Raw genomic sequence first — 23,857 nt, 5'->3', positions numbered from 1 at the left:
TAATTTAGTTAAAAAACATAAGCGAGGAGGGTCTAAAATGATTGTTACCGAGATAAGAAATATACCTTTTTCGCCGCCAGATATTACTGAGGCTGAAATTGAAGAAGTGATAAAAGCAATGAAGTCAGGTTGGATTACAACTGGCCCTAGAACAAAAGAGTTTGAAAATAAAATAGCTGAATATGTTGGTACAAATAAAGCTGTTTGTTTAAACTCTGCTACAGCAGCTATGGAGCTTACCCTTCGGATTTTAGGGATAGGACCTGGTGATGAGGTAATTACTTCTGCTTATACTTACACAGCATCTGCTTCCGTTATTGATCATGTTGGAGCAAAAATTGTATTAGTTGATACGGCTCCAGGTTCGTTTGAAATGGATTATTCAAAACTTGCTGAAGCAATTACAGAGAAGACAAAAGCAATCATTCCAGTAGATATAGCCGGGAAGATGTGCGATTACGATGCCATTTATGAAATAGTAGAAAGTAAGAAGGATTTGTTTAAGGCTAGTAATGAATTTCAATGGTTATTTAATAGAGTAATTGTGATGACTGATGCTGCCCATGCTTTTGGTGCTAAGAGAAAAGGTATGAAATGTGGACAAGTTGCAGATTTTACCTGCTTTTCTTTCCATGCAGTAAAGAATTTGACAACTGCCGAAGGTGGTTCAGTTGTATGGAGAAATGACCTAGGATTAGATGATGAGTGGCTATATAAGCAGTTCATGCTATACAGTCTTCATGGTCAATCTAAAGACGCTCTTGCAAAAACACAAAAAGGTTCATGGGAATATGACATTGTCTATCCCGCTTATAAGTGCAATATGACCGATATTATGGCTGGCTTTGGTTTGATCCAACTTAATAGATATGAAGGGCTGTTGTCAAGACGTAAAGAGATTATTGATATGTATGATAAAGCTCTTTTGCCATTAGATATTCAAAGATTACAGCAGTATGGTGAGGATTTCGCTTCGTCAGGACATTTATACTTAGCGAGGATTCCGGGTATTGGGGAAACAGAAAGAAATGAAATTATTGTTAAGATGGCTGAGGTTGGAGTTGCATGTAACGTCCATTATAAGCCATTACCTATGTTTACTGCTTATAAAAATTTAGGATTTGATATAAAAAATTATCCAAATGCTTATGCGCAATATGTAAATGAAATTACACTTCCGCTTCATACTTTGTTGAGTGATGAGGATGTGGAGTATGTTGTTTCAAACTTAAAAGAATCCTTGAAAACCATTGGAGGGCACTATTAATGAATCGTAAGGTGTTAATTTTAGGTGTTGCTTCTGTACAAATGGATGCAATATTAGAATTTAAAAAATTAGGTTACGAAACCTTCGCTTGTGCCATGGCAAAAGATGGACCTGGTGCTGATGTAGTTGATCATTTTGAAGAGATAAATATTTTAGATGTTGAGTTATTAATTAAATATATTTACGAAAATGAAATTTCATCAGTATATTCAGTAGGGTCGGATTTGGCTATGCCTGTGGCATGTCAAATAAGTGAACGGTTAAATATGCCTCACTTTGTTACTGTAGAAACTGCTAAAATTTGTAATAATAAAGATTTAATGAGAACAACTTTAGGTAAGGACTTTAATGGTAACGTAAGATTTCAAGTAGTTAAAAGTTTAGAAGAACAAATTGAGTTAACATATCCATTTATTCTTAAACCTGCCGATTCCCAAGGACAAAGAGGGGTGAAGTTAGTTAATAACTTCGAGGAATACTTAGAAAGTTATAAAGATGCTAAAAGGTATTCACGGTCAGGACTAGTAATTTTAGAACAATATATTTCAGGGCCAGAATTATCCGTAAATGGTTACATTGTAAATGGAGAAGTTATGTTCTTGATTTCATCTGACCGAGAAACTTGGCCTGAATATACAGGATTAATTCATAAGCATGTTGTTCCAACAGTAAATCTTACAAAAGAAACAACAGCTGATTTAAAACATATAATTGAGTCAGCTTCTAAAAGGTTGGGAATTAATAATGGCCCCGTCTATGCACAAATAAAATTAGAACAAGGTAAGCCTTATATTATTGAAATTACACCTCGATTAGATGGATGCCATATGTGGAATCTTTTAAATTATTATACAGGAGTTAACTTGTTAAAACTTACCTTTGAACATTTACTGAATAATGACATTTCTGAATTAGAGAAGATGAATGCGGAATTTAGAGATGGATATGTATTGGAATTTATTTGTCAACAACCAAATGCCAATGCTGATTACTCAGCATACCAAAATGAAATAAAAAAGTCGCTATTTAACTTCAATTATTATAATGAAGGTGAAACTATTCGACCTGTTAATGGCAAATTAGATAAAATTGGATATTTTATCTATAAAATATAAGAGATATTCAAACTGATATAGTATTGTGAATGAATTAATCACTATTATAATGAGAATGTGGTGTTTGTATTGAAAATTGCTATTACTGGTGGTTCAGGATTTTTAGGTAAATATATTGTAGAGAGTATTAAAAATGAAAATAATACACCAATAATATTTTCAAAGAGAATAGTAAATAATGCTGAAAATGCATGTGAATATCGGCATACAGATTATTCATATGCAGACTTAATAGAAAAGCTAATCGACATAGATGCTGTAGTACACCTTGCGGCCAAGAGAGGTAGTCAAGGAAGAATATCTGAATTTCATGATAATGAGATTTTAACACAAAACCTGTATGATGCTTGTTTTAAACTAGATATTATAAATGTAGTATACGCTTCGACTATTTCAGTTTACTCTGATGAGAAGATGCTTCCCTGGACAGAAGAACAGCTTCCTGCACCAGAACTAATGTATGGTGTTAGTAAGTTGGCTAATGAATATATTGGTAATATATATTCAAGAAAAAAGGGGATGTATATTAAAAACTTGAGGTTTGCCCACTTATATGGATTCAATGAGAAAAATAATTATATGATTAATCGTTTTTTTAGACAGGCTTTTCATCGTGAACAACTTATATTAAATGCAAAAAGTGTAGCTAAAAGAGAATTTCTTTATGCAAAAGACGCAGCTAATGCTGTCGTACGTGCATTAAAACAAAATTCAATCTCAGGAACCTTTAATATTGGCAGTGGAGAGGCGTTAACTAACAGGGAAGTTGCGGAAACAATTAATAAAGTATTTTTGAATACTAATAACTTATTGTTAAAAGATTTGAGTGCGGACGAAGGAATTCACACTTCATTTATGGACAGTAATATGGCGGAAAGAATTTTTAATTTCTCACCTGACTATACCTTTTCGGAAGCGATATCTGAAATTTATACATTGATGCGGGGGTTAGATGATGTACCATTATGGTATTAAACGTATTTTTGATGTGGTAGCGTCCCTATTGGCATTGCCAATTCTATTGGTCATAATGATTCCAGTAGCAATATTAATAAAACTGGAAGATAAAGGCCCTGTTTTTTACAATGCTCCAAGACTAGGAAAAAATATGAAAGAATTTAAAATGTATAAATTTCGTTCCATGAAGGCAAGTGCACCAGATATTCGAAATGAAGATGGCAGTACTTTTAACTCTGAAAATGACTCTAGAGTTACAAAAATAGGTAAAATATTAAGAAAGATGAGTATTGACGAACTTCCTCAATTTCTTAATGTATTAAAAGGAGATATGAGTTTTGTTGGACCGAGACCTAGTCCATTAGGTAATAAAGATCTTTATCCAAAAGAGTATTTTAGAAAGTTTGATGCTAGACCGGGAATTACGGGTTATAATCAAGCGATGTTAAGGAATAAATCTACATTTGAGCAACGTGTCTCAAACGATTTGTTTTATGTAGCAAATATATCAATTGTTTTGGATATAAAAATAATATATATGACATTCGTCTCTGTAATAAAATCGAAAAATATAAATCGTTTTGATAATGAGAAGGAAAAGGTGGGACTCTAGTGAAAAATTGCTTGATACTTCTAACCAATTATTATCCTTTTCATAAAGGCGAAGAGTATTTAGAATCGGAAATTGAGCATTTAGCTGCTAATTTCCATCAAATCTTTGTGGTAGCAACTATGGTATCTTATGATATGAGGCAGACAAGGAAGGTTCCAGAAAATGTAACAGTCTTACCAGTTGGGATTAAGCATTCCATTTTCGGAAAGGCGAACATGGTTGTAAGACAATATAAAAAAATCTATAAAGACCCAGAAAAGAAGAAAATGATCAAAGAAGATTCAAAAGGAAGGTTTTTACCTAAAATTTATTGTTATTATTTTGAAAGTCGTGCTATGGATATATATGATCAGGTGAGGTATAAATTTGATAATTACGATTTTGATCAGTATGAGTCTATTACTATATATAGTTATTGGCTATACATTACAGCAAGAGTAACTTTAGAATTAAAGAATGACTATTTTAAAGATAGAAAACCGTACACAGTAACTAGAGCGCATAGATATGATTTATATGAATATGCTGCACCATTAAAATATTTACCTGAAAGAGATTACTTATTAAGTGGATTAAATGCTATTTATCCTTGTTCTCAGGACGGTGTTGATATTTTGAATAAGACGTATCCTGCATATAAGAACAAGATACATGTAAAGAGATTAGGAACTATATCTACTAACGTAGTAAGTCATACTAATAAAGATAAGTTATATATTGTAAGTTGTTCGGTTGTTCGTAAAGTGAAAAGACTCGACCTTTTAATTGATGCGTTGGTAGAGTTAGAAAAAAAGGCTATCCCATTCTTATGGACTCATATTGGTGGAGGCCCAGAATTTGAAAAAATTAAACAATTAGCTTCAAAAAAGTTAGCTATAAAAAACGTCCATTTTACGGGTTTTTTAAAAAATAAAGATGTATTAAATTGGTATAAGGAAAATCCGGCTACTGTTTTTGTAAATCTATCGTCATCTGAAGGAGTACCTGTAGCTATTATGGAAGCAATTTCTATGGGCCTTCCGGTTATCGCTACTGATGTTGGTGGTACAAGAGAAATTGTTGATAATAATAAAAATGGATTCCTGCTTGATAAGGAATGTACAATTATTGAAATTGTTGAGAGTCTTGTGAAGTATTATGATATGTATGAAAAAGATTATAATTTTATGCGTAACAATGCATTGGAAATCTGGAATGAAATTTGTAATGCTGAACAACTCTATTCTAGTTTTTCATATAAACTATCAATTAACGGTCAATAATTGATAGTTTTGATAATTTCACATTATATATTTTTTCAATTTATAAATAGGTTTAATTAATTATTATTCATTTATGAGAAGAAATGGAAAGGAATAATATATGTTAATCTCATTAATAATACCAGTATTTAATGCTGAAAGTCATCTCACTAAGTGTTTGGATAGTGTTAAAAATCAGACTTATAAAAATTTAGAGATACTATTAATTAATGATGGTTCAACAGATAAGAGTGCTGTAATCTGTGAAAAATATTCAAAGGGTGATGAAAGGTTTATTACTATTCACAAAGAAAATGGGGGAGTTTCATCTGCAAGAAATATTGGATTAAAAAATGCAAAAGGAAAATTTGTTGGCTTCATTGATCCAGATGATTGGCTTGAACATAATATGATAGAGCGGATGCATCAGTTAGTAGAGAGTAATAATGCAGATATGTCTATATGTGGATATTTCAGGGAAAAATATGGAGCAACTAATAATACTGCAATTAATTCAAAAATTATTAATCTAAATAAAATAGATGTATTGAATGGGATGATAGATAATAATAGCATTAAAGGATATCTGTGGAATAAACTATTTTCATTAGAAATAATAAAACAGAATACACATTTACTTTTTGAAGAACAAATACATTTCTGTGAGGATTTATTGTTTTGCTGCCAATATATATTAAGATGTAAAAAAATCATTTATGACCAAACTCCGTTGTACCACTACAGGATACATGAAAACAATATAAGTCAATCATATTATAGTGAAAAAAGAATTACAGCCTTAGTTGCAGTAAGTAGTATAATAAAATTACTTGATGGCTGTGATAGAATTTTAGTGAAAAAGTATATAAATTATTTTATACATTTAAATATTAGTTTATTAATGCATGGTATTTCAGAGCGTAAAATAGATTATCATACAAAGAAGAAGTTAAAGAAGAATTTATATAGTTTTAAGATTCAGGACTTATCAGTAAAATCCGTTAAATTATCTTGTATACTTGCAAGGTTAAATATTAGTTTATATTATACTATTTGGAAGTCACTTAAATAATGAGTTTATACAGAAGAAGGGGTTACTTAATGAAAAAAATTGGAGTATTAACAATAAATGATTACACTAATTATGGTAATAGATTACAAAACTATGCATCACAAGAAGTAATAAAATCAATGGGATTTGAAGTTGAAACTATTATAAATAATACTTATAGAGAATTAGATTCTAATAGAGGAATAAATAAAATAAAGAATTTTCAAATAAGTGAAATACCAAGCAAGATTGATAATAAAATAAAGTCCGTTTTGTATAGGAAGAAATTAGAAAAGAAAAGAAGAGCTATTTTTAAAGAATTTTCAAATCATTATATTTCTGAAACGAACTATTGTATAAATGAAAATAGTTATCCTGATGACTTAGGAACTAAATATGATTATTTTATAACTGGAAGTGATCAAGTTTGGAACCCGACCTTTAGACACTTTTCATCAATTGACTTTCTTACTTTTGCTCCTCATGAAAAGAGGATAGCATATGCACCAAGTTTTGGAGTATCTGTAATCCCTGAAGAATATTTGGATAATTATAAGATTTGGTTATCTGGTATGAATAGTATATCAGTAAGAGAAGATGCAGGAGCTAATATTATAGAAGAATTGATTAATAGAGATGCTGATGTGTTGGTGGATCCGACATTAATGATACCGAAAGAAAAGTGGATATCTATATCTAACGTACATTATAGTAAGCCTTCGATAAAATATTTATTAACCTACTTTTTAGGTGAAATTTCAAAGGAAAAACAGAAAATAATTAATTCAATAGCACAAAAGAATAACTTAGAAATAGTTAACTTGGCTCAAGTTAAAAATAAAAAAACTTATTTAGCTGGTCCAAGTGAGTTTATTGACTATATTAGTACTGCTAGTGTTATGTGTACGGACTCATTTCACGGTGCAGTGTTCTCAATACTGTTAGACACACCATTTATAGTATTCGATAGAAGTGATAATCATCATATATTATCTATGAATTCTAGAATTGATACATTATTATCTAAATTCCAACTAGAATCTAGATTAATTAAAAATATAAAAACTAATGATCAAATCTTTAATATAGATTATTCACATGTTTCTCCGATTCTTAAAGTTGAAAGAGAAAAGGCTTATTCATATTTAATGAATGCTTTGGGGGTAAGTAAAAAATAATCTTTTATAAGATATTATATTGGATTATTTGATTTTCGGAATTTTTTTGAACAGGCTTAAAAATTGGTATATGTTTTATATCTGTCACTATTGAGAACTAAGAGTGTAGTCAATAACTAATTGCCAATTAAAAAGTTACAAGGAGCATGATAATGAATACCTTAATAAGAACTGTATTACTAATTGGCTCACTATTAGTATTTTTGATAGGTCTAATATTTAAAGAGCCCAAGGTTCTTTTGTTTTCAACTCTAATTATTTTTACACACAATATAGTTTTCTCATTTGTGAATTTTTATAGTAGAATAATATTTTTCTGTTTTAACATAACATTTTTTATCTTTTTAATCGGCAGGATGGTTGTAACAGAGTTTTTTGGCTATAAGGATGGATTATTAGGTCTTTTTGGATTAGCCTTTGATAGCATTGAAATAGTAAATATTATTATTTCCTGCTTATATCTAAGCCTACTAGCAATATTCATTGGATATAAAACTATATTAAAAATTGATTTAAGTTTTTTGAAGAGAAAAAAAGAGATAGATATCGGTTATCGTAATTCACTTCGCACATTTAGTTTAATTATGTTTTATATCTGTATGCTATTTCGTTTACCATATTTATATGAAATGCAGCAAACAGCTGTTTCAGAAGGCTATTATGAAAGCTTTATGTCTTTTAAATCGTCTTTGCCTTCTTTTTTAGTAACTATTGGTAGTATGTATACTGTAGCATTTTTTGCTTATTTATCAACCTTTCCAGATAAAAGAAAAAGTATTTTCCCTATAGTTTTGTATTTAGGTGAAGGCCTTTTTTCTGCATTAGCAGGAAGAAGATCAGTTTTAATGTTAAGCTTATTAATTCTGTTCATTTATTTTTGTATTAGAAGTGTTCCTATGGAAAATGAAAAAGCTAAGATAGAAAAAAAATGGTTAGGTAAATCTGAATGGACCTTTGGGATATTAGGACTACCCTTAATTCTAAATTTGATGACAATTATAGGGAGTTTAAGATCTAATTTCAAAGGTGATATTAGATCACTAGACATTAAAAATTCTATATTAGAGTTTTTCTATTCTCAAGGAATTAGTGCGAATTTAATTGGATATTCTAAACTTTACGATAGTCAAATACCAGCCAAGCTATATTCCTTCGGTCCGATAATGGAGTTTTTTAACAATAAAATTATTAGACCTTTAAACGGTCTACCAGAATATTTTGGTCAAACGATGCATAGGGCCTTAAATGGTCACCTATTCGCACATACAATTTCTTTTATAATTATGCCTAGTGCCTATTTATTGGGTTATGGTTACGGTTCGTCATTTGTGGCTGAATTATATAATGACTTCTCTTTTGTAGGAGTATTTATTGGAAGTATTGTTTATGGTGTTATACTTCATGTGTTTTTCTATATTATTAAAAATTCTAATTATTTATTAGTCATTTTCACCTTAATAATGACGAGATCTATTTTATTTGCACCAAGAGGAGCAACTTTATCTTTTATTGTTTCAGCTTTTTCTATGGCAGACTTATTAGCAGTTGCTCTAGTATTAATTGGTTCAAAATTGTTAAATTCTATAGTTGCAAAACGAAGTTATATTACAAATACTTCTGAGTCCTTTATTAGATTAAATTAATAATTGTTTAGTAACCTAAAACTAGGTTTTTAATTATGAGTCAAATTCATTTTGAAAAAAGAGTATTATATTGAAATTTTGAGTTAATTTCGTTACAATAGCTCGCCTTACTAATAGTCGACAGAGACATTTTTTGAGTTAATTTAAATATTAAATGTCAGAATAATATCGAAGCTTATAACCGGATTTTTGAATTTACTTTCCTTCCTAATTAATTTACCTTTTTAATACACGGTACACATATAGCAGAAATTTCAGAATGCGAAATGGCAAAAAATTATTAAGGAAGTATTAAGTATCAAAAACTAAATTATGGTGTGGTATGGAAGACTAAGTAAAATCAGAACATAAAGGAAGTAGTTTAAGTTGAATCAACTGAAATTTGGAGCAATCTTATCGTACTTATCAATTTTCATTACGATTCTAATAGCTCTTTTATATACACCAATTATGATCCGACAGTTGGGACAATCAGAATATGGATTATATTCAATGATAGGTTCTATATCTGCATATCTTAGCATAATGGATATGGGGCTAGGAAATGCAATAGTAAGGTATACGGCTAGAAACAGAGCTATTGGAAATAGAGGAGCGGAGTCAAAGCTTAATGGAATGTTTTTAATATTATACTCCATCATTGGAATCTTGACTATTTTAGTTGGGGTGATTGTTTATAATACTGTAGATAGTGTTTTTGGTAATGGTTTAACTATTTCTGAAATAGAAAAGGCAAAAATAATGGTAGTAATATTAATTATTAATTTTGCCCTATCTTTTCCTTTAGCAATTTTTGGGTCCTTTATGCAAGCATATGAAAGATTTGTAATTGTAAAGTTTGTTTCAATAATTCGTTCTTTAACAGTACCTTTAATTACTATACCATTTTTGTTCTTAGGTTATGGTTCTATTACAATGGTTATAGTTTCTAGCTTAGTGAATATCTCTTGTTTATTGTTTAACGTTTATTACTGTTTTAAAAAGTTAAAAGTAAATTTCCAATTTGGAAAAATGGATAATAAATTACTGAAAGAAATAGTAGGATATACGTTTTTTATCTTTTTGGGAATTATTGTTGACCAAATTAATTGGAACACGGGACAAGTTATTTTAGGTGCTATTGTTGGAACAGCTTCAGTTGCCGTATTTGCAATTGCAATCCAATTTATTAGATTATACTTACAATTTTCTACTTCAATCAGTGGTTTGTTTTTACCAAGAGTATCTATGATGGTAGCTAAAAATGCAAGCTCTGAAGAATTGACAAATATGATGATTAAGTTCGGAAGAATTCAGTATATTATAATGGCTTATATCTTAAGCGGTTTTATTCTGTTTGGGCACCAATTCATCGGTATATGGGCGGGTATAAATTATACGGATGCTTATTATATGGTTTTAATAATTATGATACCTATAACAGTACCTTTAATACAAAATATCGGTTTATCTATCTTGCAAGCAAAAAATCTACAAGGTTTTAGATCTATAGTATTAATTTTAATAGGTGTTTTAAATATTTTTATTTCCATACCATTGACAAAGAGTTATGGTGGTATAGGTGTAGCTTTCGGTACAGGAATTTCATATATTATAGGTAATGTAGTTATAATGAATATTTACTATCATTGTAGAATTGGTATTAATATATTACTTTTCTGGAGAAACATATTACTAATGTCCGTACCAGTTGGTATATCGCTTTTAGTTGGATATGGAATAAATTTTATAATACCTCAGGATAGTCTATTATTCTTAAGTTATAAGATAGTATTATGTTCCATTGGTTATTTCCTATTAATGTGGTTTTATGGATTTAATAAATATGAAAAGGACTTATTTAAATCATTAACTAAAGCATTAAAGAATACTTTGGCGAAACGTAAATGATTACTTAATCTAGAAAAGGAAAATTGCTTAAAAAGTATTTTAACAATTGATAGAGAATTGAAAAAGTAAAGAGTAGGTGTAGGTTCTAATATGAATGACTTTGAAGAGTTTTATAATACTATAATTAAAAATGATTACACTTTTGGTAGTGGAGCATGTGCAGTAGTAAATAAAAAAATAAAAATGGAATTGAATGAATATGGAGAATATAAACCAAATTTTAATGAGTTAAAAGGATATGAAGACATTCTCCTACAAAAGATCTGCCCAAATTCAGATAAAAGTCCAAGTGAAGACGAAATAAGTAAAAACCTATATGGAAAAATTCCAGGAATTAAATATGACAATAGAATCGGTTTTTATAAAGATCTCTACGCTGGGCATGTTGTAGAAGGTGACTATCGTAAAAATGCTAGTTCTGGAGGATTTGGTACGTGGATCTTTAAGGAATTATTTGAAAGAAAGTTGATCGATGGAGTGATACATGTAAAGGAAAATAATGATAAGGAAGATTCATTACTTTTTAAATATGATATTTCTAGATCGGTCGAAGAAATACAAGCTGGTGCAAAAACAAAATATTATCCTGTGGAATTTTCACAAGTAATTAATAAAATAAAAGAGAGTCCTGGTAGATATGCCATAATAGGAATTCCTAGTTTTATAATGTCTATAAGGCTTTTAGCAGAACAGGACCCAATAATTAAAGATAGAATTAAATATACAATAGGTTTAATTTGTGGACATCAAAAAAGCACAAAATTTGCTGAGTGTTTAGCTTGGCAAGTGGGAATAGAACCAGGAAAATTAAAGTCAATTGATTTTAGGAAAAAGATACCAAGTGCTCCTGCGAATCATTATGGTGTAGAAATGATAGGTATTGTAAATGGCAAAGAGGTTAAAATTATCAAAAGCATGAGAGAGCTTCTAGGTCATAATTGGGGACAAGGATTCTTTAAGAGCAATGCTTCTGATTTCACTTCTGATGTTATGAATGAAACTGCTGATATTACACTTGGAGATGCTTGGTTACCTGAATATACTACGGATAGTAAAGGTAACAATGTAGTTCTTGTGCGTAACGAAGTAATAGCAAATATTCTTAAAGAAGGTATTAGAAGTAAAAAGGTGAAACTAGATAATATTAGTTTAGAAACTATGATAAAGTCACAAGCAAGTCACTTTCAACACACAAGAGAAGAGCTTGGTTATAGATTATACAAAAAAGATCAAATAGGGCAGTGGCGTCCCAAAAAAGCTATTCCTGCATCTAATGATTTTCCCTTTTTTAGAAAAAAGATTCAAGATTTGCGTATGGAAATTTCCAAACAAAGCCATTTAAGCTTTAAAAAGGCAGCAGAATTAGGAGATTTAAATTACTTCATTAATCATATGGAAAGTTATGTTAAAAAATACAATAGAATTTATTATATTAAATCTATTGTAGAACAGGGCCCTAAAAGTATTATAATGAAAATACCCAATAAAATAATGAAGAGTATTAAGAAGTCTAGAACGGATTAAAACATTACTAGAAAGCTAGGAGCCTGACCCTGTCTCTTTAAAAAGCACGAAAGTGCTTGAGCATCAGCTGTTCATATAAAAAAGGTTAATAATAAAGAAGAGGAGAGCCAGTCTTTTAGGATTCCCGTGATTGGGCCTCTTTTCCTGAATTTTATTCGATTGTTCGTAGTAAGGCCTAGAAAGGTACTGACTATCCTTATTGATGATTATATATAAACTGAAAGAAAGGTTGATGTATTTGCAAGGGTTGCAAGGAGAAAATTAATATAAAATATACCAATTGTTTAGGAACTAATAGGCAAATGATATATGAAGACCCAGAAGATATGTTCTTACAGATCCGTAAATCTTATAAAGAATAAAGATTATATAAACTATATGGATATTGCCTAATTGGAAATCATATTCAGGAAAGTCAGTCTATATCAATTAGCGAGTTCATCTTATGACTTGTTGGCTCTCACCCCTATCAATCTGATTTAAGAATCTCAATCATCAGAGGTGGAATTAATCCTAAACCAGGATAAGTGTCCTTAGCGCATCACGGGGTTCGAATGCTCAACACTTGAAACGGAAAGGTTACATCACTCGGACACAGTTGACCATCACGTATCCTGCGAACTTCATCATTACCGCTACAATAATCCCTGTGTTTCTGGGCTATACCACTCATTATTGTACCTGTTATCCCAAACAAATCCATGCATATCAGAATCGCGTATCCTAACCCGATTCAAGAATGGTTAGTTAGTTTATTTCCTACAGACATTTCTCTTAAAAATTATCGAAAAGGGCCGACAGCAGTTCAATTTCATCAAGTAAAACCTAACAGTTAGTAGTTCCTTCTTTTAGTCTTTGAATAATATATTCCTTGTAAGGATCCATTTACTTCCTTTCATATGGATCTTCATTTTAGCAGGTTGTCTTTCTTCTATTATATTTTCGTATGGTCTCAGGATGATAAACTCAGTATACTAAGAGATTGCATTAATAGTCCATCTTTCTGATATAATTCTCTATTCATAAAAAAATCACCAATCTTGATCATTAGTTCCTTCACCCAGTTTTATCTAGTGTCGAAACTAATTCTCCGTTATTTTAGGGAGAATTGGAACAGTTGTTATTGGGATTTAACACCGTTGATTACAACACATACCACTCGAAAATTGTTGAAATATTTATATAGCTAAAATAAATAGAGATGCAATCATTGAAGACTTGAACCTCTTTTTGAATTTTATCTGTAAAGTTATTTTTGTCAATAGTAATTTGAACCAGGTTTCACTTTAAAAGCGAACCTAACCTCAAACCTATAATCATGTTTTATAGTCAGTTTAACGGTAAAAGTTCAAGGGGAAATCTTATTTTTCTATAATCTCCTGAAATGTTTCAGAATCTTAATAGGGAAACTGTTTTCAAAAGATGCTTTGTGGTGAATTGTATTGAGGATATCTAAAAAGATTTGATCCTCTAGTACATACAATTTTGAACATACTTGAAAGCGTACTTCATATCACATTTCAACAAATCCTTTCTTTGTTTTAGTTGGTTAAGATGCTGAAATTCCGAAAATCTGTGCCTAGTCTATGGTACAAGTCACCACACCAATTTTTCGAAGATTGATAGACTTTTAAATAAGGGTTAGGTTAGGTTAAGTTTAAGATAAGGTAGAATTGTAAGATATTAAGGGCAGATAGTTGTGAATCTATACTACGGGTAAACAAAATGATGTTCCTTCCATATTAGGAAAAATTATACTATTTTGGTATTATTGAAAAATAAATAGGATTAAGAGATAATTCATGACTCTAAAAATAATCAAATCTATCAATCCAAAAAACAACTCTGTTTTTTAAACAAAGATAACTGTTTATTAAATGTTAAATCCTAAATTTTTAAACTAAACTAAATAAGTACTTCACTATTAACCCTTTTTTGATAGATAGGGTTTCTTTTAGGTGGAATAAACAATTAAGGAAAGGTGGTTAGAGTTCATTATTATGTAAGCGCTACCATTATTTGTCACCTTGAATCAACTTCTCAGAGATGAATGTTCAATCTAAAATAATTGAGTAAAATAATTCGAGGAAGGTGAATACCATTGAAAAAATCATCACTTGCTAAAAAAGTTCTAACTTATGTATTAACGACAAGTATTCTTTTTACCGGGGCTCTCGGTGTATCTGCAGCTAATGGAAAGAATAACAATCAACTACATAAAGACAAGAACATGCAATTAGAATACCTTGATAGAGGATTGGTAGCAGCATCAACATCTGAAGGTGTATTTGTTAGCTGGAGACTATTAGCTAATGAAGTATCTGGTTCATCAGAAAAAGGATTAACAGGAGCAAACTTTAACGTCTATCGAGATGGCAAGAAAATTGCAACTGTTAAAGATAGTACAAACTATTTGGATGAAGCTGGGTCGGCTAATTCAAATTATTATGTAAGCGCTGTAATTGATGGAGAAGAGGTAGATCAAAGCTCTGCTGTTAAGCCTTGGGAGAATTCGTATTATGATTTACAGTTACAAAAACCTGCCGATGGTGTAACACCAGCTGGCGAGGATTATACATACTCTGCTAATGACATGAGTGTTGGCGATGTAGACGGTGATGGTCAATATGAGTTTTTTGTAAAATGGGATCCATCGAACTCGAAGGATGTATCACAAAAAGGATACACGGGAAATACTTATATTGATGCGTATACGTATGATGGAACACTTTTATACAGAATTGACTTAGGGGTAAATATTAGATCAGGTGCTCATTATACACAATTCTTAGTCTATGACTTTGATGGTGATGGGAAAGCGGAATTAATGTTTAAAACAGCACCAGGTACAAAGGTAGTCAAGCTAGATAAGGAAGGTAAAGTAACTTCTGAGGAATTCATTACAATGCCAGAGAAAGATATTGAGGCTGGGTATAGCAATAATGATGACTACCGCATGAGTAGTGAAGATTATTATAACCATGTGGTAGACATGTTTATCGGCTGGCATGAGCATGAAGAGGTCGTAAATGGGAATTGGCCAGCAACTCTTGAAGAAAGCTTTGGGATTGAAAAAGAGTATAACTATCCGCTTTCCAGAGAAGATGCCGAAAGTTTAGCAGACTATTTCATCGATGAATATGCTCCAGGCAGAAGTAGCCGTAATGATCTTAGAGATTTTGAAGGGTTTATTTTAAATGGCCCTGAATATTTAACAGTTTTTAATGGTGAAACGGGTAATGAAATGGAGACCATTCCTTATCAAACGGAGCGCCACGACGATGGTTTGATGTGGGGCGATTATGCGATGTCAAGGATCGAGCCTGGCAACCGTGTTGATCGATTCTTAGCAGGTGTTGCCTATCTTGATGGTGAAAAGCCATCTGCAGTCTTTGCTCGTGGATATTATACGAGAGCTACCCTTGTTACGTATGACTGGGATGGTAAACACTTAAAAGAGAGATGGACAGTTGATAGCGGCTGGACACCGATGACCAATCCATTTAATGATGGACCACATGGTACAAAAGGAACAAATGAGGAATTTGGATTGCTGACAACACAAGGAGCGCATTCATTAAGCACAGCCGATGTTGATGGCGATGGAAAGCAAGAAATTGTCTATGGATCTTCAACGATCGATGATGACGGGTCATTATTGTACAATTCACGCGATATCATGCCTGATGAAAGTGCAACACCAGGTACAGAAGCGGGACTTGGCCATGGTGATGCCCTGCATGTAGCCGATATTGATCCCGACAGACCAGGTCAGGAAATATATATGGTTCACGAAGGTGGGACATGGGCTCCATATGGCTATGCACTACGTGATGCTGCAACAGGAGAAGTGATTTATGGAGGATATACGGGGAAAGATACCGGCCGTGGAATGATTGGTGATGTTGATCCAAACAGTAGAGGCTTGGAAACATGGGCTGTCGGCTTATGGTCTGCCAATGGAGAAAAGCTATCAAATAATGCTCCTGGTACAAATATGAATATTAAATGGTCAGCAGATATGACAACTCAACTCGTTAATGGTTCACGGGAACAGACGCCAACAATTGATGATTGGAAAAATGGCACAGTACTTACGGCAACAGATACAGCTACAAACAATTATACAAAGGGTAACCCAAACTTAGTTGCTGATGTATTTGGTGACTGGAGAGAGGAATTGCTCGTACGAAAAACAGACAGTTCGGCTATTCGAATCTACCTTAGTGATGAAGTAACAGATCGCAAGCTTTATACATTAATGCATGATGCCCAATACAGAACAGGTATTGCTTGGCAAAATACAGGATACAACCAACCAGCATACCCAAGCTTCTATTTTGCATCTGATACAGATTTTACCAAAGTACCATCACCAGACTTCTACACGCCAGGTTTAGTAAATGTGTTAGAGAGTTTAATGGAGGAATACGTGGAAAGTGGTGAACTTAACGGTGCACTAGTTTCACAGTTAACCAACTCCTTAAAACAAGCTAAGCATCACTTGGCAAAGGGATCAGATAAGCAGGCAATTAAGTTTTTAGATAAATATTTATCCAAACTTAATCACAAAACAAAAAAAGCGAATATCTCATCTGAAGCAAAATTGAATCTATCCCATCATGCTCAATTGTTGATTGATACGTTAGAGTAGGAGAATAGTAGGGATTGAGAATAGATTCGCTCCTGTTATTGCCATAATGGGAGAGTTAGATGGATAGTTAAAAAGGACCGTTGCGAATAAAACGATCCTAAATGTAAAATCCAATTAGTAAGAATTTCTTTTTACTGACTTATAGCTTCTGCAACTGTGAAGGCAGCAATTTAATCGAGTGATTCAATGTGTCGAGCTTACTTTCAATCCTGTTTAGTAAATACAACGTGACGACGATAGGAAAGCCGACCTCACTAATCACTGATAACCATTGTTCCATCAGTTAACACCTCATTTAATTTAATAGTTTAGGTAGAAAGGGCTGACACTCGCTACAATGTCAGCCCTTTACTCAGGTTATGCTAGTTCAATGTCTGTTACATTTCTCTCAATGATTCTTGCGCCCTTTTTCGAGACGAATTCGCCGCCATTTGTGATAAAAGTATTGGCAGTGATGATTTCATCCATAGCCGTTGCTAGCGCCTGTGGATCAACTGGATCAATTGGAGAATCAACACTGATTTTGACTGTTTTCCCTTCCATATTTATGAATTGAAGCTCTAATGTTTTAGCCATCTTCTCTCCTCCTTTCTAAAGAGTTTTTGAAGGAAATCGCTGTTAGAATCAAAGCGATACGATCTCAGGTTCCCTTCATTTTGATGCTGCTTTATTCAGCAGTAATCTGACTAGAGTTGTTACGCTCTACTAACGCAAGAGTTTCCGTTTGTAAGCCGGCAATTGCTTGTGCAGCTTGTAGCAATTGATCAGCTGTCGCAGAAGTCTTGACGTTGTTGTAGTTTTTATTTTTGAAAATCGTTTTTCCATTCTCGTCCATTCCCATGTCAAACACGAGTCGTAGTTGAGAATCTAATAATACTTGTTGAGCCATGTTTCTCACCCCCTTTCACCTCTTATATAGAAAAAAGGGTGGAGGTGGGTAGCGTTACGTTTAAATATTTAAAAAAGATGTATTTAGCTATGTATTATAGGAATAGTATCCTTTAGACTTCGAGGTCAATGCCTTTAAGGTTGGTTGTGAGAACGCAAAAGATACCAACAGTAGTGAAGTTTACACATGATGAGGTAGAACTAACTAACGAAGAAATAGTGGCAGCCGATAGATTGGATACTGTTTCTGTTGGGAAATACAACAGATGTCCAAGCATTAATGAAAGAACAAAAACAAAATTAGACCAAGTCATTGTTGCTGGTCGAATATCCATCACGGTAGATCCAGATACCTTTGATGAATTTTCCGAATAGCACCATAGAAAGGAATTAATGCAAGTCAAAATGGATGAGTTATTGAGGAAGAAAAAATGATTGTAGAATATCGAAAGAAGAATCGCTCTGAATAGGGTGGTTTTTTGTATAAAAATATATACATTTTAATTCAACATTGGCAAATACTAACCAAAAAGTTTCTTTGGAGTGTTGTTGATGAGAAAGCCAATGGAAGAAGAACAGTTGGACTTTTATGACAAAATTAGATCATTAACGGAAGATGTAACACAATTAAGGGACGAATATTGGAACACATATTCAGATTTTAGTACATGGCAATTTTGGGTGATTCTTTTATTACTGTTTTTGGCACCATTAATTTTATTATATTTTACAATTGATAGGGAAAAAATTTTCCTTTTAGGTTTCTACGGTTTTAATATTCATGTTTGGTTTGGCTATATAGATTCTTGGGGAAATAAGCAAGGTTTATGGGGTTACCCTTACGAACTTATACCCTATATTCCAGGAAGTATATCTCTAGATTCTGCGTTAATTCCTGTTTTATTTATGTTAGTCTACCAGTGGACACTAAATAATAAGAAAAATTTCTATATTTACACTTTCGGGTTATCGTTAATTTTGTCATTCTTACTTAAACCATTATTAGCTATGCACAATCTATTTTTGTTGCATAAATGGGCAAATTATTTTTATTTGTTTATTGGGTATTGTATTATTTTTCTGTTCTCAAAACTTATTACGACTATATTTATAAAGATGCAAAGAAAGGTAGATTACTAAAAATCTGCATTTTTGTATAACATTATATGTATAAGTCTTTAAATGTACTTATAAATGCTGATTTGTGTCAATGCAAAGACTGTGGATATAAGTGCGGAATTAGGATCATCTCAATAGAGGCGGTCCTTTTTATTTGAACTGAGGTGGAATTCACTTTTCAAAACAATAGATTTACAACGTAATGCAACAGCATATTTAGAATTTGCATAAGGTATTGGTTACAAAAAACAAGCAATAGTATTTTAGCAAGAATCTTTCAACAGGTCTTTCTATTTTGGACACGTAACCTAGTACGCCTAGAACATAACCTTCTGCATGAATAAAAGACAAGTACCAACCAAAAAGATAAAAGACTTAGAAACAGTAGGGAAACCACTGATTATGTTTAATCGTATCTACCGGCTCGTTATTGGCGAAAGTGTTAATTAATTATGAATTGAATTAGTAAAGGCCAATTTCCACTTGAAAAGCTACATCAATTAAATTTTTTTCATTTTAGACGCTACTCTCCTAATATAAAAACCCTATATAACAAGTGAAGGGGAAAAACTCGATATTTCCCATCTTAACTTTATACATATAGAGGGAGAGATAAACATGGAAAAACTAAATTACGAGACAATCCAAAAGTACCAATCGTTTCATACAATAGATGAAATGGATCAATCTGTACGAGGATTTTTGTACAAGCATAAAGCTGAATTATCAGAAGCGACACTTGCTGTTCTTCAAATGATCTGGAGGCATTCTGTGAAGGTTGTTGGTGTTTCTTTTGCAAAATATGAGTACATAGCAGAGCAAGTGAAAGTGAGCCGACGCACAGTCATTCGTGCTGTCAAGGTATTGGTGGAAAATGGGATCATTACGAAGGTTCCAACCGCTCGAATGAACGGAAAACAAGGTGTCAATCTCCTGGTCATTCAAGCATATGAGTCTATTGACTCTTTGTTAAATCATAATGAGTCACCCCAAGATGTCATTCCACCTGTCACACCTAATAAAACAGAGAATAAGCAAAGCTCACTCTGTGAGAATAAAACAAAACCTACTAACGTAAAGGAGGCCACTACGGAGCCGTCACTCGATGAATTAGATGCAAGCTATCTTCCAGAATCGATTCCTGATGCATTCGTTGAAGCAACAAAGCCTTACTTTAACGCAATGAACATTTATAAACTCTGGAACCGTGTCTTAATTGCTTATCAAAAAATGAACCTGCAGCGAACGTTAGATTACTTCTTAGCTGATATCATCCGTTCCTTTAAACAAACGGTGTTTGCTAAAAAACGTGGTAAAATTCGTTCCACCTTCGAAGGATACTTTTATAGCATCGTGTACAGTAACCTACTTGTAGAACGTCGGAGGGAAAATAGGCATAAGTTGTATGACTTTATAAGGGGGGAGTAAGTTCCAGTCATTCATAGTGATACAGCTTACTCGGTTGACTAGTCGAAGGTGCTTCTAGACACACTACTATTCTACTAACAAAGAAGAATCACCCGAAATTTGTCTAATGAAATTGATAGAAAAGACTATAGGGACAACCTATAATGAATGGGTGTGTATTTTACAGTGAATTCCAATTAACAAATGTGAAACAAAACCGTTCTTTAAAATACACATGCAGCCAACAAGAGCTGAACAATTTTATAGAGTTGAATAGTAAGGATAGCCAAACTTTTTTATACCAATCAAACTAGTAAACTGGGGGCTATTTTCATGAAAAAGCTGATGTACTTTTTAGTCCTATTACTTTGTCTAGGATCAATTATTGCTGGAAATATCCACTGGAAAAACAAGCTTTCAGCACAAGGAACTATTCGAACAAATAATCTCGAAACAACTGAACAAGTGATCGAAACCGAGGAAAGTAAGCCCGAAGTAGTAGTATCAGCAGACTTAGACGTAGAGCCAACTAAGCAAGAAAATGACAAGGAACTCATGACTGCTATTCAACACCTGCCAAAAGATATTCAAAAGAAGCTTTTAACCGCATCTAGCACTAGAAAGCCGTTACACTTTATCATCTACGGTTCAGCTAGTACATCTGAAGCGGATCAGGCATGGCCGAAGCTTCTTGCAAAACAATTAGCCGAAACCTATGGTAATGATGTTATAAAAGTAACGATCATTTCAGAGGATGACCAAACCACTATTGATATCATTCGTTCTAAATCCTTTGAGGAAGTCGCAAAGCTAAAGCCTGACATTGTGCTGTTTGAACCTTTCACACTCAATGATAACACCGCTAAAATATCGATGAAAAATCGTTTTGATAGTATTGATAAAATGATCAATTCGTGGAAGAACTCAAACAAAGATGTATCGATTCTCCTGCAACCTCCAAACCCAATTTATAAGGCAACCTATTATCCAGATCAGGTAAATCAAGTGAAAGAGTATGCAACAGAAAACAAGATCACGTTCGTAGACCATTGGGAAAATTGGCCTGATTTAACAGATGGAAAGATGACGGAACTTTTAACAGAGGAAAGTAGACCTAATGATCAAGGGAATAAGGTGTGGGCGGAGTATTTGATTCATTATTTTATTAATAAATAGTCTAGATAATGTTTGAAAATAAGCCTGAGACAATTTTCTTAGGCTTATTTTTATGGGAAAAGCATACATTCAAAATCATCAATAAGGCCTAAGCTTAAAAGGATGAAAAAGTAAAAAATGAGCAAATAGTCATGTGAAAATATAGAGATTTATGAGAAAAGGTTTATGTAAAAATTGGAAGTTACTTTGTATAATAGTAGCTGAGATGTAAATGAAGAGATAATTTTTGACAGGCTAGCGCAACATCCACGGACTACTTTAGAAGTATGAGCGAATAAAAGGCTAAAACGCATGAATAGGAGTTTTTTAATGGATGTAAAATATATCCCTGGAGACTGGGAAAAGATGAAAGACGGAATTGGTGATCTTATTGGTTTAGGTCGCTACGGAAAAGGAATGATCGATGAACTAAAGGAACTCAGTGATCTTTTAGAGGACGTAGAAGATGACATTGCCAAGTATGATAGTGATGGCGTCATTTCCTTTCACCATACAAGTCAAAAGAATAAATACCAAGAACTATTTGAAGATTTCAAAGTACTCCATTCCTTTGCTGGAAAAGTTGGTGATATTGTCGACCGCACGATTGATCAACCATTCTATGAAGATATGGATGCCTTTGTGGCAGAAATACGGGATCTATCAATTTCAAACTATACGACAAAGAACCGGATTGGTGTAACAGAAGTCCAAATTAATTATTCCAGATATGGCCCACAAGAAACATTAGAAGTTCCCAAAACAGAAGTGAATTTAGATGATTTATTCAGTAGCGATAATCGCTATGCGGACCAAATGAAACTAGAATATGAAGCCTGGAAAGAAACCAATCCTGACCAGGACTTTTCACAAAAGGAATACCAACAGGGAATCGTCAATATGCGCGCATTTGAATATGAATCGATTCGAAACCAACAAGAAAACAAAGAATTCTGGGTACAAATTGGTGCATTGGCCGTAGTCGTGGCAGTCACACTGGTTTGCCCCCCAGCTGGCCTTGCCTTAGGAGTAGCCTACGGATCCTTGGAATTGAGTTCAGCCGTATCCGGAAAAGATTGGATATCTGATAGAGAACTAGATACACAGGAACGTTGGGTACGCGGTCTATTAAGCCCAATCGATATCATCCCTGGCGTCGGCGCTCTAGCGAAATTTAGTCGCACCGCCCACCTTGCTCATCTAGGTGGAAATATGGGACAATTAGGATTGAAGACAGGCTTAAAAGAAAGCCTTCAACAAAGCACCACAAAAATAGATACCATGGTAAAAACCGCAGCAAATCAATCCGTTACCCGCTTAAGAAGTGCAGCATCCACAATAAAAGATGCACCAAGAGTGGTTAAAGATAAACTAGTGAATGATACGTTAGAAGCGGCTAGGTTAGTAGATACCGGATTCACAAAAGTGAGAAATATTAATATTAATATTTCTGATGGACTAGTGCCCGCAAATGGTGCTGGAGACGTACGGATCCTTGCGGAGAATAAGCATACGGCTGAGAATATAGTTAATGATATTGTGAGTAAGATGGAAGGGCTTAGTCTTAGTGGTTCGAATAATGCAATAGGTAAAGTAATTGTTGGAAAAGTAGATTTAGAAAACTTACGTAAAAAGTGGAATGTACCTGAAACGCATACTATTGCAGTAGGAAAAACAGATGTAAAAGGACTTGAAGACTTGAGCTTTGTAGGTGGCTCTCCTAAAGTTAGAAAAGAAGCAGGTTTACCAAGTTTGGATGAATTGTTTCCTAGTCGTGAAATTAAAGCGCCTTATAACAGATCTATAAGAGGTCATGCACAGTTCATGGATCATGCAGAAGAAGGTATCATAGCTGAATTTGAAAGTGCTGTTAAAAAAACAGATCTAAAACCAGAAGATATTAATGGAACACTATATATTCATCAATCAAATCCTAATGGAATTTGTAATAAATGTACAAAAGGTTTGTTTGATCCTGTTCCAGATGATGAAAGAGGAATATTTAAGCAATTAACTGACACTTATCCAAATTTGAGAATTAAGGTTTCGTCTCAAATTGATCCAAGTATTCCAGCTCCAAGAGATACATTGTCTTTTGAGGTGAAAAATGGTAAACCGGAAAATGTGATTAAAATAAGAAAAAATAAGTAAGGGG

Annotated in this window: 20 protein-coding genes; 17 read left to right on the top strand and 3 right to left on the bottom strand. The window is 33.0% G+C overall.

Annotated features, from left to right (window positions below; translation table 11 throughout):
• Positions 1-37: 37 nt before the first annotated feature.
• From AC6CHR_RS14265 to AC6CHR_RS14210, 12 genes are all read left to right on the top strand, one after another.
• The gene (locus AC6CHR_RS14265; protein WP_498249620.1) at positions 38-1,267 is read left to right on the top strand and encodes a DegT/DnrJ/EryC1/StrS family aminotransferase; all 1,230 of its coding nucleotides are present in this window, start codon (positions 38-40) and stop codon (positions 1,265-1,267) included.
• Positions 1,267-2,382, top strand: coding sequence for an ATP-grasp domain-containing protein (locus AC6CHR_RS14260; RefSeq protein ID WP_498249619.1), 1,116 nt, complete (start codon positions 1,267-1,269; stop codon positions 2,380-2,382). The genes AC6CHR_RS14265 and AC6CHR_RS14260 overlap by 1 nt, the downstream gene beginning before the upstream one ends.
• Positions 2,383-2,451: 69 nt before the next feature.
• Positions 2,452-3,357, top strand: a complete 906-nt coding sequence (locus AC6CHR_RS14255; RefSeq protein WP_498249618.1) for an NAD-dependent epimerase/dehydratase family protein — start codon at positions 2,452-2,454, stop codon at positions 3,355-3,357.
• Positions 3,338-3,952: a sugar transferase gene (locus AC6CHR_RS14250; protein ID WP_498249617.1), complete on the top strand. Its 615-nt coding sequence runs from the start codon at positions 3,338-3,340 to the stop codon at positions 3,950-3,952. The genes AC6CHR_RS14255 and AC6CHR_RS14250 overlap by 20 nt, the downstream gene beginning before the upstream one ends.
• Entirely contained in the window at positions 3,952-5,214 is a 1,263-nt protein-coding gene (locus AC6CHR_RS14245) for a glycosyltransferase (RefSeq protein ID WP_498249616.1), read from the top strand. The genes AC6CHR_RS14250 and AC6CHR_RS14245 overlap by 1 nt, the downstream gene beginning before the upstream one ends.
• Before the next feature lie 100 nt (positions 5,215-5,314).
• Positions 5,315-6,265 carry a glycosyltransferase family 2 protein gene (locus AC6CHR_RS14240; protein WP_498249615.1) on the top strand — a complete coding sequence of 317 codons (951 nt, stop codon included), beginning with the start codon at positions 5,315-5,317 and terminating at the stop codon, positions 6,263-6,265.
• A gap of 29 nt (positions 6,266-6,294) precedes the next feature.
• Entirely contained in the window at positions 6,295-7,422 is a 1,128-nt protein-coding gene (locus AC6CHR_RS14235) for a polysaccharide pyruvyl transferase family protein (RefSeq protein WP_498249614.1), read from the top strand.
• Between the two features lie 146 nt (positions 7,423-7,568).
• Entirely contained in the window at positions 7,569-9,065 is a 1,497-nt protein-coding gene (locus AC6CHR_RS14230) for an O-antigen polysaccharide polymerase Wzy family protein (RefSeq protein ID WP_498249613.1), read from the top strand.
• 366 nt (positions 9,066-9,431) lie between these two features.
• Positions 9,432-10,955: an oligosaccharide flippase family protein gene (locus AC6CHR_RS14225; protein WP_498249612.1), complete on the top strand. Its 1,524-nt coding sequence runs from the start codon at positions 9,432-9,434 to the stop codon at positions 10,953-10,955.
• Between the two features lie 90 nt (positions 10,956-11,045).
• Positions 11,046-12,479, top strand: coding sequence for a Coenzyme F420 hydrogenase/dehydrogenase, beta subunit C-terminal domain (locus tag AC6CHR_RS14220; RefSeq protein WP_498249611.1), 1,434 nt, complete (start codon positions 11,046-11,048; stop codon positions 12,477-12,479).
• Between the two features lie 565 nt (positions 12,480-13,044).
• Positions 13,045-13,206, top strand: coding sequence for an ATP-binding protein (locus tag AC6CHR_RS14215; RefSeq protein WP_498249610.1), 162 nt, complete (start codon positions 13,045-13,047; stop codon positions 13,204-13,206).
• A gap of 1,368 nt (positions 13,207-14,574) precedes the next feature.
• Positions 14,575-17,133 (top strand): rhamnogalacturonan lyase, encoded by a 2,559-nt coding sequence (locus AC6CHR_RS14210; protein WP_498249684.1) that lies wholly within the window; start codon positions 14,575-14,577, stop codon positions 17,131-17,133.
• Between the two features lie 139 nt (positions 17,134-17,272).
• Here the strand turns inward: AC6CHR_RS14210 and AC6CHR_RS14205 are convergent, their stop codons facing one another.
• From AC6CHR_RS14205 to AC6CHR_RS14195, 3 genes are all read right to left on the bottom strand, one after another.
• Entirely contained in the window at positions 17,273-17,413 is a 141-nt protein-coding gene (locus tag AC6CHR_RS14205; protein WP_498249609.1) for a YvrJ family protein, read from the bottom strand.
• 77 nt (positions 17,414-17,490) lie between these two features.
• Positions 17,491-17,709, bottom strand: a complete 219-nt coding sequence (locus tag AC6CHR_RS14200; protein WP_498249607.1) for a DUF2922 domain-containing protein — start codon at positions 17,707-17,709, stop codon at positions 17,491-17,493.
• A gap of 91 nt (positions 17,710-17,800) precedes the next feature.
• Positions 17,801-18,022 (bottom strand): DUF1659 domain-containing protein, encoded by a 222-nt coding sequence (locus tag AC6CHR_RS14195; protein WP_498249606.1) that lies wholly within the window; start codon positions 18,020-18,022, stop codon positions 17,801-17,803.
• 128 nt (positions 18,023-18,150) lie between these two features.
• On the opposite strand from AC6CHR_RS14195, the gene AC6CHR_RS14190 reads away from it, so the two are divergent.
• From AC6CHR_RS14190 to AC6CHR_RS14170, 5 genes are all read left to right on the top strand, one after another.
• A complete protein-coding gene (locus AC6CHR_RS14190; RefSeq protein ID WP_498249605.1) occupies positions 18,151-18,396 on the top strand; it encodes a hypothetical protein in 246 nt (81 codons plus the stop codon).
• A gap of 177 nt (positions 18,397-18,573) precedes the next feature.
• The gene (locus tag AC6CHR_RS14185) at positions 18,574-19,161 is read left to right on the top strand and encodes a CBO0543 family protein (RefSeq protein WP_498249604.1); all 588 of its coding nucleotides are present in this window, start codon (positions 18,574-18,576) and stop codon (positions 19,159-19,161) included.
• Positions 19,162-19,758: 597 nt separating this feature from the next.
• Positions 19,759-20,568: a helix-turn-helix domain-containing protein gene (locus AC6CHR_RS14180; RefSeq protein ID WP_498249603.1), complete on the top strand. Its 810-nt coding sequence runs from the start codon at positions 19,759-19,761 to the stop codon at positions 20,566-20,568.
• A 312-nt stretch (positions 20,569-20,880) separates the two neighbouring features.
• Positions 20,881-21,723 (top strand): SGNH/GDSL hydrolase family protein, encoded by an 843-nt coding sequence (locus AC6CHR_RS14175; RefSeq protein WP_498249602.1) that lies wholly within the window; start codon positions 20,881-20,883, stop codon positions 21,721-21,723.
• Positions 21,724-22,032: 309 nt separating this feature from the next.
• Positions 22,033-23,853: a hypothetical protein gene (locus AC6CHR_RS14170; RefSeq protein WP_498249600.1), complete on the top strand. Its 1,821-nt coding sequence runs from the start codon at positions 22,033-22,035 to the stop codon at positions 23,851-23,853.
• Positions 23,854-23,857: the final 4 nt, after the last annotated feature.

Source organism: Metabacillus sp. GQ13 (assembly GCF_059758525.1).
This window is presented reverse-complemented; position numbering and strand designations above follow the sequence as displayed.